Consider the following 13,828-nt stretch of genomic DNA (forward strand, 5'->3'; position numbering starts at 1 on the left):
CTATTTTGCCATTGGCTGGGTGGCCAGCCCATGCTGGTCGATCGTGCCGCGCACCCGCTCGCGCACGAAATTGATGTGGCTGCGCAGGCGGTAGAGTTCTTCCGCATAGGCCAGCGGGATCGAGATGTGGTTGACGCTTTCCTCGATCTCGTCGAGGCGCTGCATGAGGCCTTCGCGTGCAGCCTCCCTCCCCTCCGGCTGCGTGGCCTCGAGGTCCTGCTCGACCTTGCGCAGCTCGCCGTACCAGCGGTAGACGCGCGAGCGCACGCGCCAGACGTAAATCGGCGGCACGATTTTCGACAGCGGAATGAGCAAGGCCGCCAGCGCCACCGCCACCACCCACAGCCGCTCGAACAGATTGGCCAGCCAGAAGCGCATGTAGCGCTGCATGAAGGGCGGGCCGTCGCGGTAGTAGCGCGCCGCCTCGGCCGCCACCGGGATCTCGGTGTATTTCGGCGAGGGGAACTGGCCCTGCTGCTGGAACCAGCCCGCCTTGCCGTGGATCTCGCCGGCCGACTTTACCAGCAGGCCCACCAGCGCCGGATGCAGGTCTTCACGTGCAACCAGGGTCGCGGTCGGCGCGATCAGGTGGTAATCCTGGGCCGGGATGTCGCGCCCGAGGTCGACGATCCCGCGCGGCAGCACCACATGGGTCAGGAAAGGCAGGCGCCGGGTATAGGCGTCGGCCTGGGTGAAGTTGAACAGCCGGATGCCCGGGGTCTGCAGCAGCATCTGGATCAGCGGCGCTTCCGGCGCCGAACTGAAGACCAGGCCATCGATGCGGCCCGCCAGCAGCTCCATCGTGGCCGGCGTGTTCTCCAGCGCGCCGATGCGCAGCTCGGCGGGGGCGATGCCGTTGGCGTCCAGCACCTGGCGGAACAGGCGCGGCACGCCGGTGCCTTCCGGCCCCAGGTTGATGCGCTTGCCTTTTAAATCGATGAGGTGGGTGACGCCCGCGCCTTCGCGCAGGAACAGCCACACCGGTTCGGTGAACAAACTGCCGAGCGAGACCAGCCCGGAGGTGTCGCGGCGCGGCGCGTCCTGGGCGTCTTCGGTCGAGCCGCTCTGGACAAAAGCGATGTCGGCTTGGCCGTCGATCAGGCGCTGCAGGTTGTCGTGGGAGCCGAGCGAGGGCTGGAGCGTCAAGGCGATCTCGTCGCGCGCCAGCAGCGCGCCATACTGGCGGCCGAATTCTTCGTAGGCGCTGTTGAACTGGCCGGTGGCCATGGTGAGCCGGCGCGGCGGAGCCGGATCGACCCACAGGTAGGCAAGCACCGCCACCGTGATGCAAGCTAGCAGCGTCGGCCCCGACGCGACCAGGAGGTCGCGCAGGGATACGATGGAAAACTGGCGCACGCGCGTCACCGCACGCTTGACGGCGATACCGCTTCCCTTCAGCGGACGCACTGTCGCTGGGCGGCGATGCTGCCCGGAGGCGGCTCGATCATCGGCATCAGGCTCGGGGCGAGCGTGACCAGCAGCTGCACCGGCAGTGCGCTGGTGAAGTCGTAGTTGCCCGACTGCGGACCGTGCACATAGGCGGTCATGCTGCCGAAGAAACGCTCGCCGATGTTGAAGACAAACGTCGCCGAGCGGTTCACGTAGCGCGACTCGAGCACGCGGCCACCACGCGCATATACCTCGAAGCGCTGGTCGCCGGTACCGGTCTTGCCGCCCAGGGCAATCACGCTGGCATCTCGCTGCACGAAGGCGGTCTTGACGCGCTTGGCGGTGCCGTCCGAGACCACGCCCTGGATGGCGTCAGCCACCGCGCGCGCCACCTCGGGCGAGAGTACCTGTTCCTTGCCGCCGCCCTTGGCGCGTTTCACCAGGGTTTCGTAAGGGGTGTCCTTGGCGAAGTGCAGCGAATCGATGCGTTCGACCGGCTTGCGCATGCCGCCGTTGACGATGATGCCCATCAGCTCGGCCAGCGCGGCCGGACGGTCGGCCGAGGCGCCCAGCGTGGTCGCGTAGGACGGCACCAGCGAGTCGAACGGATAGCCCATCTTCTTCCACTGCGCGTGGATCTTCAGGAAGGCTTCGACTTCGAGCAGGCCGGCGATGCGGTTGTCCTGGGCATGCTTGCGGTGGGTCTTGAACAGCCAGGAATACACTTCCTGGCGCTCCTTGACGCTGGCATTGGTCACTTCGGTCCAGCCGGCCTTCGGATGGATGCGCAGGTAGCTCACCAGCCACAGCTCGAGCGGGTGGACCGAGGCCACGTAGCCGCGGTCGGCCAGCGACATGTTGCGCGGGTCGTACATCTCGTACATCTTCGGGATGCGGTCAGGATCCATGTCCTTGGCCGTCGGCAGCGACTTGTCGATGAACTCGGCGAACTGCGCCAGCGAGGCATTCGGCGCGATCGTGCGGTGGGCCGCGGCCAGTTTCGAGGCCATCGGACGCACGGTCGAGAACAGCAGCGTCTCGATCTCGGCCGGGGTCTTGCCCTTGTACTTGTTCCAGAACTTGGCCATGAACACCTTGCCTTCGCTGTCGGCGAAGCGCGCCAGGTATTCGGCGCGGCGCGGATCGTCGGCGTCGGCCAGCAGCTGGGCCGAGGAACCCGGCAGCTGGAACATGTAGTAGCGTACGACGTCGCGCATCATGCGCACGAATACGAGGTTGGTCGAATTGCGCAGCGCCTCGGTCACCGTCATGATCCGGCTGTTGTCGAGCTTGCTGAAGTTGCCGAAGGTGTGCAGGCCGCCGCCGGTGAAGAAGGCTTCGCCCGGGTTGGCCGAATACTTGCGCTCCATCGCGGCCGCCAGCATCGGCGCCAGGCCGCGGTCGGCGCGGTCGGGCAGCGTGCGGAAATACTCCAGCGCCCATTGCGACATGCGGTCTTTGGCGTCGACTTCGACGCCCATCAGGCCGATTTTATCCATTGGCTCGAAGCGCTTGTGCAGCTGGTCGACGATGTCGAGATAGGTCACCAGGGTGCGCAGCTTGGCGGTCGAGCCGAGGTCGAGCTTGGCGCCTTCGTTGATGTCGAGCGGCTGGTCGTAGTTATCGGTCTGCACGCGCAGGTAGTTCACATGCTCGCCGCGCTCCATCAGCGTGAAGCTATAGACCACCTGGGCCGGGTCGCCATTGCCGAGCAGGCCCTTGCCCGTCAGGCCGGCCGCCTTCGCATGCTCGGCGTCAGTGAGCTTGCGCAGCGCATCGGTGACGGCCGCCTGCACCTGGGCGTCGAGGGTGGAGACCACCGACAGATCGAGGCGGTCGATGTTGTACAGGCGCGCGTCGCCCACCAGCGAGCCGAGGTGGTTGCGCACCGCATTGGCGGCCTTGCGCGACACGAAGGCATCGGCGCCGGGCGCGGCCACGCCCGAGGCCTGGGACGGGTGCAGCTGGACCTCGAGTGCGGCGTCGCGCAGCTGCGGCGAGATTACGCCCGCCTGCGCCAGCACGCGCAGGTGGCTGTTGGTGAGGGTCTCTAGATCGTTCTCTCCGGCGCCCAGGTAATAGGCCGGGCGGCGTTGCGCGATCATGAGCGACAGCGCCTCTTTGTAGGCGGTGACGGCGTCAGGGGTATTCATCGGCCCCTTCAGCATGCGGCTGACCTGGTCGAAGTCGCGCCCGTACCAGACCCACATGCCGTCGCCGATGCCGTTGACTTCGCCGTAGCCCGGCTTGGCCGACAGCGGCACGGTGTTCAGGTAGTCGAGCACGATCTGGCGCCGCGCGCGGGTGGTGTCTTCGCCATCCTGGTAAGCGCGCAGCGTGGCCGAGGACATCTGGATGATCTTGTCGTGCAGCGAACCGGTGCGGCCTTCCGGCGAATGCCGGTATTTCTCGATCTGGGTGGCCAGCGTGCTGCCGCCGGCCACGCGCCCGGCGCCGCGCAGGCCGACGCTGCTGAGGGTCTTGTCGAACACCGCTTTCGAGAAGCGGTCCCATTCGATGGCCGGGTTGCGGTGCGGGTAGGCCGGGTCGAGCAGCTCGCGGTTCTCGATGAACAGCAGGCTTTGCACCAGCAGCGACGGCGCTTCGTCGAACTTGTGATAGAAGCGCTCGGGGAAGCGCGACGCGAACAGGGGCTGGGTGCGGCAATCGAGGATCTCGAGGCCGACCTTGGTTTTCTCGTGGTAGGTGGCGTACAGCCCGCGGTCGGCCATCTCGGCCATCTTTGGCGAAATGCGCGCCTGCGAATCGATCAGGTAGCCACGCGACTCCAGCTTTTGCAGGTAGGCCGGCAGGCTGGCATAGCCCAGGCGCGTATCGTAGGGACTCGCGCCCGGGAAGCGGATCGATTTGCTCGGCCCCTTCTCCATGCGGAAGTCCAGGTCGGCGGCCATGCCGGCGAAGATCTTGGCCTGGATGCGCGAACTGCGCACCTCGAGCACGGTCCAGGCGGCCAGCAGCGCCAGCAGTACCAGCAAGCTGCCGTACAGCCAGAGCTTGAAGTTGCGCTTGCGCGGCACCGGCTCCGGCGCGCCCTCGGGCGAGTCAGGGCCGTCCGGCGGCTCGGGCGGAGGCAGCGGCTCGCCGCCCGGCGTCTTGCCGGACGCGTCTGCGCCGCCGGCCACGGCCAGATGCGGGAAGGCTTCGTACAAGGGAAGGTCGCTGCCGCCCGCGGATGCGAGCACAGGTGCGCCGCCAGCTGGGGCGGAACGTCCGCGCCACTTGCCGACCGCGCGGAATACATTACTAGGCCGTCCTAAACGGCGGATACTTTCCATGATGGCTCAACCGGTTTGATTCAATATGCTGCGCTCAATCCCCGCCAACCTGCTCGCCATCGTTGCTGCTGGTTTGTTCGAGTGATTGCGTCGTCGTCAGTTCGCAAAAACGGGCGGCGCAAACTCACTCCAGATTGCACCACCACAGGTATCATTCCACCACATCAATACGTTACGCGCGAGACGCGGTTTAACAATTTTGATCCGCGCGATGTATTTTCGCAGAAAAACAACGGCAGAGTTAGCTGAGCGGCATGCAGTCCTACAAAGGCTCCGGCGCTGTCCTGACACGCCGCCCGGGACCTGCGTTCAGGCCTGCGCCGGCACCAGGGCGCTGCCGCGCATCTCTTCCAGCGCCCCCAGGCAGTAGTACTGGAACCAGAGCCCTGCGAACAGGAAAATCATGATGTAGAGCCAAAGCGACAACAGCGCCAGGAAGGGAAACAGCACTACCGACAGCAGCGCCCCGCCCATCCAGGCAATGCCCGGCAGGGCGCCGGCCAGGCCCGAGGCAAAGCCGATCCCCAGCAGCGCGCCGCGGCGCCGGCGCATCAGTTCGTGGCGCTCGTCCACGCTGGCGTGCGCGGCCAGCGCGTCATAGCTCATCACGCGCGAGGTCACCCATGCCCACAGGCAGGCCTGTACCAGCCAGGCCACCGGCGGCACCGCATACAGCGGCAAGGTGAACAGCCACAGCACCGCGAACACCGCCGTGCTCCCGCCGTTGATGGCCACGCTGCCAAGAAAAGAGCCGCCCTGCTTTTTTTCCAGCTTCGGGTAATGGTTGTTGCCGACGTGGCGCTCGATGACGGGCATCGCGATCACGCCCATGAACAGCAGGGCCGAGCCGATGATCAGCGGCAGCAGCAGCGCGATGGCCAGCAGCGGCACCACCATCACTTTCAGCACGCCCAGGCCGAGCATGGCCAGCATGCCGCCGGTGTGCTGGAAGATCTTGTATTCGGCAAAGGCACCGTGCAGCCAGTCGAGCAAGGGCTGCAGACCGGTCCAGAGCAGCGCGCCCCACAGCACCAGCGACAGCGCCAGCGGCGCGCTGGACAGCAGCAGCATGCGGCGCGAGAACTGGGCCCGCAGAGCGCGGCGGTAGGCCAGGCCGACGCCTTTCATTGGACCACCCGGCACGCCGTCTGGAGAGGAAAAGGCATCGCGGCTCCTTGCTTGCTTGGTTTGCATGACTGCCATTCTACGCACATCGCGGGCCGGCGCAGGTGATGGCGCGGCCATTGGCAGGCCTTCCGGCGATGCACTACAATCGCCGTTCAACTTGAACAACAGGGAATACCATGTCCACCAATACCACTGATTCCGGCCTGCAATACGAAGACACCGTCGTCGGCGACGGCGCCGAGGCGAAAGCCGGCCAGCACGTCACCGTCCACTACACCGGCTGGCTGCGCAACGACGACGGCACGGCCGGCGCCAAGTTCGATTCGAGCAAGGACCGCAATGACCCGTTCCAGTTCGCGCTGGGCGCCGGCCACGTGATCCGCGGCTGGGACGAAGGCGTGCAGGGCATGAAGGTCGGCGGCCAGCGCCGCCTGACCATCCCGGCCAGCCTCGGCTATGGCGCACGCGGCGCCGGCGGCGCGATCCCGCCGAACGCGACCCTGATCTTCGACGTGGAACTGCTGGCCGTATAAAACGCGCGGCAACGTGTGATTCGTAGGGTGGTCGGCCGAGCCGACCACCCTACCTCCCCCCCCGAGCATCCCCTCTAAAGTTCGCCCCATTTGGGCGTGAACGCGCTCCTCCTGCGCTAAGATGCCCCGGCATTACCATATTGCCAACGCAACCACCACAGGAGTATTCATGAGCTTGCAAGAACAGTTCGCCCAGGCCCAGGCCGAATCCAAGAATTTGCCGGAACGTCCGGACAACATGACCTTGCTGAAGATTTACGCGCTCTACAAGCAGGGTTCGAGCGGCGACGCCACCGGCGAGCGTCCGGGCATGACCGATTTCGTCAACCGCGCCAAGTTCGACGCCTGGGCTGCCCTGAACGGCACCTCGCAGGAAGACGCGATGCAGCAGTACATCGACCTGATCGAAGAACTGAAAGGCTAAAGCGGGGCCACCCGATGGGCGGCGGGCGCCCCAATTGCCGGCTCAGGCCGGCATGAACACCTTGCGCATCTTCTCCGCCACCTTGGCCTCGATGGCCGAGGCGAAGGCGCTCATGAAAAAGCCCAGTCGGATCTGCATGGCGGCGCGCCCGCCGTCCAGGGTCAGGGCGCCTTCCACCCCGCTGCGCTCGAAGCGCAGGACGTCACCTTCCCACTTGCATTCCAGGCCATATTCCGTCGAGATGCGCTGCGCCACCTGCTGGGCCGCTGCGCGCGCCTGTTCCGGGCTGAGGCTGTGTTCCTGGACGATGCTGATTTCCGACATGCTGGGCTTTCCTTCATTCATTGCGAGACAGTCCGCCATGATGCCAGTTGGAAGCGAACTCGGCCAGTCCGCCACATGGGGCCGCTTCCGTTCCAAATCAATTGATAGTGCTCAATGCCCGCATTACCCAGCGCGCGAACATGGTCGGGCCGCCCGACATTTCGCAAGGAGCCGTCATGAAACCAGGTGCCCTCTTGCCGGAAGCGTTGGCCACGCTTGATCGTGACCAGCCGCCGGCCCGCTTCACCCCCACGCCCAGCGCGCCCTACCAGCGCCAGCACCGCGCCGCCCGGCTGCTCGAGCAGCCGGGCGCGCCGGAGCCTGCGCCGGGCACTGCACCTGATACCCGGGAGGACGAGGTCTCGGCCGAAGCCCCGCCCCTGCCGCATGCCTTCGGCGCGCGCGTGCTGATGTGGAAGCAGGATCCGTCGGTCGGCGAGATCGGCACCCGCCGCGCCTACCTGCCCGGCCCGGTCCTGGCCGGCCCGCGCGACGCCCGCATCGGGCCCGGCAGCCCCGGCATCGACCCGGTCGAGCCGAACGCCTTCGGCGATTTCGTTACCCAGCCCGACACCCCGCAGTTCGACGCGGTGCACACCTTCTCGGTGGTGCGCCAGACCCTGACCATGTACCAGCGCGCCCTGCTCGGCGCCGGCCTCGAGATGCCCCTGCCCTGGCAGTGGAACACCAGCATGGACACGCGCCCGCTGACGGTCTTCCCCTACGGCCTGCCGAACGTGATGAACGCGTTCTACAGCCGCAGCCAGGCCTGCCTGAAGTTCGGCGATTTCATCCCGAATGGAACCACTGGTGAGGAGGCGCGCGTGTACACCTGCCGTTCCTTCGACATCGTGGCCCACGAGACCGCGCATGCGGTGCTCGACGGCCTCAAGCCGCAATGGCTGCTGGCCGACGCCCCGCCCCAGACCGGCGGCCTGCACGAAGCCTTCGGCGACATGACCGCGATCTTCCTGACCCTGTCGCAGCTCGACCACTGCGAAGCCGTGGTCGCCCAGACCAAGGCCCACCTTCACGACAAGACCTATCTCAGCGACATCGCCGAGCAGTTCGGCCTGGCGCTGGGCGGCGCCACCGGCCTGCGCAACGCCGACAACGACCTGACCCTCGGCCAGGCCGGCACCCAGGTGCACGCAATCTCGCAGGTCTTCACCGGCGCCATGTACGACGTGCTGGCCGACATGTTCGCCTACGAGCGCAACCCGCTGTTCGATGACTGCGCCGCCGTGCTGCACCGGGTGGCGGCCTACCTGCGCGGCCTGCTGCTGCGCGCCCTGATCGCCGCGCCCGACCGCGCCGCCACCTATGTGGACGTGGTCAACGAAATGCTGCGCATCGTCGCCGAGGACGGCAAGCCGGCCAGCTACGCCGCCTTCATCCGCAACCAGTTCGGGCGACGTGACGTGGTGGAGCCGCCGCCGGAAGGCTCGGCGGCAGCGATCGGCGGCGAGCGCCTCGCCCCCAAGGTCTGCGACGCGCCCGGCGCGCGCCAGGACCGGCGCGCCTGCTGCGGCACCATGAACCTGCCCGAATATCACAAGGTCGACCAGGTGCTGGACGGCGAAGCCCGGGCACTGGCGCGCTGGTGCGCGGCCAATGGCCGCATGGGCGACTGCCCCGTTCCAGCCGCCGCAGCGTTGCCGGTGTCCGCCATGGCGGACCAATCATGAAGATCAGCGCGCGCGCCTGCGGGGGCTTCGCCGGGCTGGCCGAAGCCTATGACCTCGACACCGCCCACCACCCCATCGGCGGCGAGCTCGAAGGCCTGCTGGGCCGGCTGGACTTCTTCTCGGCCGCGCCGGTCTGCCCGGTCGGGGCCGACATGCCGCGCTGGGAAATCACGGTCGAGGACGGGCCGCGCTGCCATACGGTCTGCGTGCGCGAGGACGGCAGCGGCGGCGACTGGCAGGCCCTGCTGGGGCGCCTGCGCAGCGCCGCCTGAAGCGAAATTGGCCCTGGCGGCGTCCTGTTGTGCGCCGTCACGGCCAACATTTGCTTATATATATTGTGTATAAGGCCAATTTGTCGGAAAGCGGGAATTGCCCTAAAATACAGTGCTTTGCCATGTCCGGCCGCCACCAGGGCGCCTCGACAACCGTCGCGAGCGGCGGCAATGGCGGTCGAGAAGCACAGCTGGACTAGAAGTACAGCGAGCATCGCAGACCGCCAGTGCAACGCGCAGCAGGTTGTCGACGCGCCCCCACGCCCGGCGACGCGACACCTTACCAATAAATAGGACTGTTATGACCCACGTTGTCACCGAATCGTGCATCCGCTGTCGTTATACCGATTGCGTCGATGTATGCCCGGTAGATTGTTTCCGGGAAGGCCCGAATTTCCTCACCATCGACCCTGACGAATGCATCGACTGCGCCGTCTGCGTCGCCGAGTGCCCGGTGAATGCGATCTACGCGGAAGAAGACGTGCCGTCGGACCAGCAGCAATTCATCAAGATTAACGCCGACCTGTCGCGCTTCTGGCCGTCGATCACCAAGACCAAGCCGGCCCTGCCCGACGCGGAAGAGTGGAAAGACGTCAAGGACAAGCTGGACCAGCTGGCCCGCTAAGCTCCGAACAGCCGGGCCCGCCTGGGCCTGGCGTCAGCGCAGGTTCGTCAATCGTGGCACACTAGCGGCCACCGTCACACCCACACCCAAAAAACCACAGGATTTAAGCGCATGACTATCAGTGCCTCCCACGAAGCGGGCAGCATCGCTCCCAACAGCTCGTTCGCCGGTGCGATCGACGCCGACGCCGTGATCATCGGCGCCGGTCCGGTCGGCCTGTTCCAGGTCTTCGAACTCGGCCTCCTCGAAATCAAGGCCCACGTCATTGATTCGCTGCCGGCCGTCGGCGGCCAGTGCGTGGAACTGTATCCGGACAAGCCGATCTACGACATCCCGGCCGTGCCGGTGTGCACCGGCCAGGAACTGACCGACAACCTGCTCAAGCAGATCGAGCCGTTCGAGCCGACCTTCCACCTGAACCAGGAAGTCACGACCGTGCAGCGCCGCGAAGACGGCCGCTTCAACGTCGAGACCTCGATGGGCACCCAGTTCATCACCAAGACCATCTTCATCGCCGCCGGCGTCGGCTCGTTCCAGGCACGCACGATGAAGGTCGACGGCATCGAGAAGTTCGAAGGCAGCCAGCTGCATTACCGCGTCAAGGATCCTTCGATCTTCGAAGGCAAGAACCTGGTCATCTGCGGCGGCGGCGACTCCGCGCTGGACTGGGCGCTGAACTTCGTGGGCAAGGCCGAATCGGTGGTGCTGCTGCACCGCCGCGAAGACTTCCGCGCGGCCCCGGCCTCGGTGGCCAAGATGAAGGCCCTGTGCGACGCATACGAGATGCAGCTGATCACCGGCCAGGTGGTGGGCTTCGATGAAACCGATGGCAAGCTGTCCGAAGTGAAGGTCACCGGCGCCGATGGCGTTACCCGCCGCGTGCCGCTGGACATGCTGATGGTCTTCTTCGGCCTGTCGCCGAAACTCGGTCCGATCGCCGAATGGGGCCTGGACATCGAGCGCAAGCAGCTCAAGGTCGTGGATACCGAAAAATTCGAAACCAACGTGCCGGGCATCTTCGCCGTGGGCGACATCAACACTTACCCGGGCAAGAAGAAGCTGATCCTGTCGGGCTTCCACGAAGCCGCGCTGGCCGCCTTCGGCGCCGCGCCCTATATCTTCCCGGACAAGAAGATCCACATGCAGTACACGACGACCTCGCCGAAGCTGCACAAGATCCTCGGCGTCGAGAGCCCGGTCTTCGACTGATCACGGTTATGCGTTGAACATGCCGCCCGGTGCAAGCCTGGCGGCATTTTTTTACCCTTATCGGGTTGGCATCTAGTAGAAAAATCGCATCGTTCCGTAACGCCGTGGCGACGAAAAAGCGCTCCAGACGTACGCATTTCCGGTTATGTGGGGAGCCTCACCGAACAAGCGTGCACAAATATGCTACAAGGGAGCTGTGAGCGCAGGGAAGTGAAAACGACTGTTTCCACAAGTAAATCATATCCCCTATAATCAACCGCAGTCACGCGCAAACGATTGCGACGCGCTTAGCCTACCGAAGGAACACTTTATGCTTTACCAACTACACGAGATGCAACGCACTTTCCTCACCCCCCTGATGCAGTGGGCTGACGCGTCCTCGAAAATGTTCTCGAACCCGGTGTCGCCGTTCGCGCACACGCCGTTCTCGCAACGTATCGCCGCCGGTTACGAGCTGATGTATCGCCTCGGCAAGGATTATGAAAAGCCGGCCTTCGGCATCAAGACCGTCCCCGTCGATGGCACCGATGTCGGCATCATCGAGCAGACCGTGGTGGACAAGCCATTCTGCAAGCTCCTCCATTTCAAGAAAGACCTGGGCGACCAGGCTTTTTCTGCCCTGAAGCAGCCGACCGTGCTGGTCGTCGCGCCCCTGTCGGGCCACCATGCTACCTTGCTGCGCGACACCGTACGCGCGCTGCTGGCCGAGCACGACGTGTTCATCACCGACTGGACCGATGCGCGCATGGTGCCGCTGTCGGATGGACCGTTCCACCTGGATGACTACATCTTCTACGTGCAGGACTTCATCCGCCACCTCGGCCCTGACGTGCACGTGATCTCGGTCTGCCAGCCGACCGTGCCGGTGCTGGCCGCGATATCGCTGATGGCGACCAACAAGGATCCAAAGCTGCCGAAGACCATGACCATGATGGGCGGCCCGATCGACCCGCGCAAGTCGCCGACCGCGGTCAACGACCTGGCTGTCGAAAAGCCCTTTTCGTGGTTCGAGAACACCGTGATCTATTCGGTGCCGGGCAACTACCCTGGTTTTGGGCGCAAGGTGTATCCGGGCTTCCTGCAGCATGCCGGCTTCATCGCGATGAACCCGGGCCGCCACGCCCAGAGCCACCGCGAGTTCTATTCGCACCTGCTGCAGGGCGACGACGATTCGGCCGAAGCGCACCGCCAGTTCTACGACGAATACAACGCCGTGCTCGACATGCCGGCCGAGTACTACCTCGACACCATCAAGACCGTGTTCCAGGAACACCGCCTGCCGAAGGGCACCTGGGAAGTCGGCGGCCAGCTGGTGCGCCCGCAGGACATCACCACGGTGGCGCTGTTCACCGTCGAGGGCGAGCTGGATGACATCTCGGGCGCCGGCCAGACCCGCGCGGCGCATGACCTGTGCACCGGCATCCCTCCGGAAATGCACCTCGACTTCGAGGCGCCGAAATGCGGCCACTACGGCATCTTCTCGGGCCGCCGCTGGCGCGAGATCATTTGCCCGAAGATTGGCGAGTTCATTCGGGCGCATGCCTGATCGCCTTACGCATGCGTAAGATGTAAAACATGCCGAAGCTTAGCTTCGGCATGTTTGTTTGGGGTGGTGGCTGCATGACAAAATCAGGCTCCCGCCTTCGCGGGAGTGACGAGCATAGGAACGTAGCCAAACGCTGCCCTGGATAGTACTCCCAACTTATAAACCGTCGTTCCCGCGCAGGTGGGAACCCAATTTTGCGTAAGCAGTGTCAGCGCAAGAATCACTTCCCCACCAACACCTCCGTCACCAGCCCCGTCGCAATTGACACCAGCGCATAATCTCTCCCGGCGTGCACCCACTGGTGCCCGCGTGGCGGTTCCGTCAGGCGGCGGGCCTTCCAGTTCTCGACTACGAAATGATGCGTGCGGTAGCGCGGCGGCAGCTGTTCGCCGCGCTTGAGCTGGCCGCTGGCTTCCACGCTGCGGTAGCGCCCCGTCTTTTCTGCCTGCTTGACCTGCTGGGCCCGTGCTTCCTGTTCGCCACGCTGGTGGACCTGGGCCGCGGCGCCACCGGCCAGCACCGCGGCAACCACGGCCGAAACGATGAGTTTGTTCATGTGAGCTCCTGTAAGGGCGTCGATGGCTCCAGTACACCACGCACACGCCGCAAAGTCTGTTCGCTCAAGCACGCTGGTTGCGTGCGCCGGCGAACTTCGCACCGGCCCCGGTTTTGGCGGATAATGTCGGCTTTCCCCGCACCCGCGCGCCGTGACCAAGACCCTCGCCGACCAGATCGAAGACCTGCTGCCGCAGACGCAATGCACGAAATGCGGCTATCCCGCATGCCGGCCGTACGCGGAGGCCATCGCACGCGGCGAAGCGGCGATCAACCAGTGCCCTCCAGGCGGCATCGAGGGCGTGCGGCGCCTGTCCAGCGTGACGGGCCGCCCAGTCATCCCGATCAATCCCGCCAACGGCATCGAGCGCCCGCGCCCGGTCGCCTTCATCGACGAGTCGCTCTGCATCGGCTGCACCCTGTGCATCCAGGCCTGCCCGGTGGACGCCATCCTGGGCGCGGCCAAGCAGATGCACACCATCCTGCCGAGCCTGTGCACCGGCTGCGACCTGTGCGTCGCGCCCTGCCCGGTCGACTGCATCTCGATGCTGCCGGTCACGAACACGACCGGCTGGGATGCCTGGTCGCAGGAAGCCGCCGATGCCGCCCGTGCGCGCCATGACTTCCGCAGCGAACGCCTGCAGCGCGAGAAAGCGGAAAACGATGCGCGGCTGGCCGCCAAGGCATTGGAGAAGATGCGCGCGGTGACGGCGGAGGCCACCAACACGCCGGAAGAACTGGCGGAAAAAGAACGCAAGCGCGCCATCATCGCCGCCGCGATCGAGCGCGCGCGCCAGAAGGCGGCGGGCAATCCGCCCGACCAGAAGTAAGCCCACGCT

General features: G+C 65.4%; 13 protein-coding genes. 8 read left to right on the plus strand and 5 right to left on the minus strand.

Annotated features, from left to right (window positions below; all coding sequences use genetic code 11):
• From AC56K1_RS21420 to AC56K1_RS21430, 3 genes are all read right to left on the minus strand, one after another.
• The gene (locus tag AC56K1_RS21420; protein ID WP_497159806.1) at nt 1-1,407 is read right to left on the minus strand and encodes a TAXI family TRAP transporter solute-binding subunit; all 1,407 of its coding nucleotides are present in this window, start codon (nt 1,405-1,407) and stop codon (nt 1-3) included.
• Nucleotides 1,395-4,592 carry a transglycosylase domain-containing protein gene (locus AC56K1_RS21425; protein WP_497159807.1) on the minus strand — a complete coding sequence of 1,066 codons (3,198 nt, stop codon included), beginning with the start codon at nt 4,590-4,592 and terminating at the stop codon, nt 1,395-1,397. The genes AC56K1_RS21420 and AC56K1_RS21425 overlap by 13 nt, the downstream gene beginning before the upstream one ends.
• A gap of 402 nt (nt 4,593-4,994) precedes the next feature.
• Nucleotides 4,995-5,879 carry an EI24 domain-containing protein gene (locus AC56K1_RS21430; protein ID WP_497159808.1) on the minus strand — a complete coding sequence of 295 codons (885 nt, stop codon included), beginning with the start codon at nt 5,877-5,879 and terminating at the stop codon, nt 4,995-4,997.
• Between the two features lie 110 nt (nt 5,880-5,989).
• Here AC56K1_RS21430 and AC56K1_RS21435 point away from each other — a divergent pair, with 110 nt between their 5' ends.
• Both AC56K1_RS21435 and AC56K1_RS21440 read left to right on the plus strand, forming a co-directional pair.
• Nucleotides 5,990-6,346 carry an FKBP-type peptidyl-prolyl cis-trans isomerase gene (locus tag AC56K1_RS21435; protein ID WP_497159809.1) on the plus strand — a complete coding sequence of 119 codons (357 nt, stop codon included), beginning with the start codon at nt 5,990-5,992 and terminating at the stop codon, nt 6,344-6,346.
• Between the two features lie 169 nt (nt 6,347-6,515).
• Nucleotides 6,516-6,770 carry an acyl-CoA-binding protein gene (locus tag AC56K1_RS21440; RefSeq protein ID WP_497159810.1) on the plus strand — a complete coding sequence of 85 codons (255 nt, stop codon included), beginning with the start codon at nt 6,516-6,518 and terminating at the stop codon, nt 6,768-6,770.
• Nucleotides 6,771-6,812: 42 nt separating this feature from the next.
• On the opposite strand, the gene AC56K1_RS21445 is transcribed toward AC56K1_RS21440, so the two are convergent.
• Nucleotides 6,813-7,094: a polyhydroxyalkanoic acid system family protein gene (locus AC56K1_RS21445; RefSeq protein ID WP_497159811.1), complete on the minus strand. Its 282-nt coding sequence runs from the start codon at nt 7,092-7,094 to the stop codon at nt 6,813-6,815.
• Nucleotides 7,095-7,270: 176 nt separating this feature from the next.
• Between AC56K1_RS21445 and AC56K1_RS21450 the strand changes: the two genes are divergently transcribed.
• From AC56K1_RS21450 to AC56K1_RS21470, 5 genes are all read left to right on the plus strand, one after another.
• Entirely contained in the window at nt 7,271-8,782 is a 1,512-nt protein-coding gene (locus AC56K1_RS21450) for a hypothetical protein (RefSeq protein ID WP_497159812.1), read from the plus strand.
• On the plus strand, nt 8,779-9,054 hold the full coding sequence (locus AC56K1_RS21455) for a protealysin inhibitor emfourin (RefSeq protein WP_497159813.1): 276 nt from the start codon (nt 8,779-8,781) through the stop codon (nt 9,052-9,054). Before AC56K1_RS21450 ends, AC56K1_RS21455 begins: the two co-directional genes overlap by 4 nt.
• A gap of 301 nt (nt 9,055-9,355) precedes the next feature.
• Nucleotides 9,356-9,679: a ferredoxin FdxA gene (gene fdxA / locus AC56K1_RS21460; protein ID WP_091871505.1), complete on the plus strand. Its 324-nt coding sequence runs from the start codon at nt 9,356-9,358 to the stop codon at nt 9,677-9,679.
• Between the two features lie 111 nt (nt 9,680-9,790).
• The gene (locus tag AC56K1_RS21465; protein WP_497159814.1) at nt 9,791-10,888 is read left to right on the plus strand and encodes an NAD(P)/FAD-dependent oxidoreductase; all 1,098 of its coding nucleotides are present in this window, start codon (nt 9,791-9,793) and stop codon (nt 10,886-10,888) included.
• Between the two features lie 310 nt (nt 10,889-11,198).
• On the plus strand, nt 11,199-12,434 hold the full coding sequence (locus tag AC56K1_RS21470) for a polyhydroxyalkanoate depolymerase (protein WP_497159815.1): 1,236 nt from the start codon (nt 11,199-11,201) through the stop codon (nt 12,432-12,434).
• A 220-nt stretch (nt 12,435-12,654) separates the two neighbouring features.
• Here the strand turns inward: AC56K1_RS21470 and AC56K1_RS21475 are convergent, their stop codons facing one another.
• Nucleotides 12,655-12,990: an RcnB family protein gene (locus AC56K1_RS21475; RefSeq protein ID WP_497159816.1), complete on the minus strand. Its 336-nt coding sequence runs from the start codon at nt 12,988-12,990 to the stop codon at nt 12,655-12,657.
• A gap of 151 nt (nt 12,991-13,141) precedes the next feature.
• Between AC56K1_RS21475 and rsxB the strand changes: the two genes are divergently transcribed.
• Nucleotides 13,142-13,819: an electron transport complex subunit RsxB gene (rsxB, locus tag AC56K1_RS21480; protein WP_497159817.1), complete on the plus strand. Its 678-nt coding sequence runs from the start codon at nt 13,142-13,144 to the stop codon at nt 13,817-13,819.
• Nucleotides 13,820-13,828: the final 9 nt, after the last annotated feature.

The organism is Telluria sp. ZB4P37, assembly GCF_059685855.1.

Coding starts and splice junctions, on each gene's coding strand:
- AC56K1_RS21430 (WP_497159808.1), bottom strand. CDS start 5,879: ATGCAAACCAAGCAAGCAAGGAGCCGCGATGCCTTTTCCTCTCCAGAC.
- AC56K1_RS21435 (WP_497159809.1), top strand. CDS start 5,990: ATGTCCACCAATACCACTGATTCCGGCCTGCAATACGAAGACACCGTC.
- AC56K1_RS21440 (WP_497159810.1), top strand. CDS start 6,516: ATGAGCTTGCAAGAACAGTTCGCCCAGGCCCAGGCCGAATCCAAGAAT.
- AC56K1_RS21445 (WP_497159811.1), bottom strand. CDS start 7,094: ATGTCGGAAATCAGCATCGTCCAGGAACACAGCCTCAGCCCGGAACAG.
- AC56K1_RS21450 (WP_497159812.1), top strand. CDS start 7,271: ATGAAACCAGGTGCCCTCTTGCCGGAAGCGTTGGCCACGCTTGATCGT.
- AC56K1_RS21455 (WP_497159813.1), top strand. CDS start 8,779: ATGAAGATCAGCGCGCGCGCCTGCGGGGGCTTCGCCGGGCTGGCCGAA.
- fdxA (WP_091871505.1), top strand. CDS start 9,356: ATGACCCACGTTGTCACCGAATCGTGCATCCGCTGTCGTTATACCGAT.
- AC56K1_RS21465 (WP_497159814.1), top strand. CDS start 9,791: ATGACTATCAGTGCCTCCCACGAAGCGGGCAGCATCGCTCCCAACAGC.
- AC56K1_RS21470 (WP_497159815.1), top strand. CDS start 11,199: ATGCTTTACCAACTACACGAGATGCAACGCACTTTCCTCACCCCCCTG.
- AC56K1_RS21475 (WP_497159816.1), bottom strand. CDS start 12,990: ATGAACAAACTCATCGTTTCGGCCGTGGTTGCCGCGGTGCTGGCCGGT.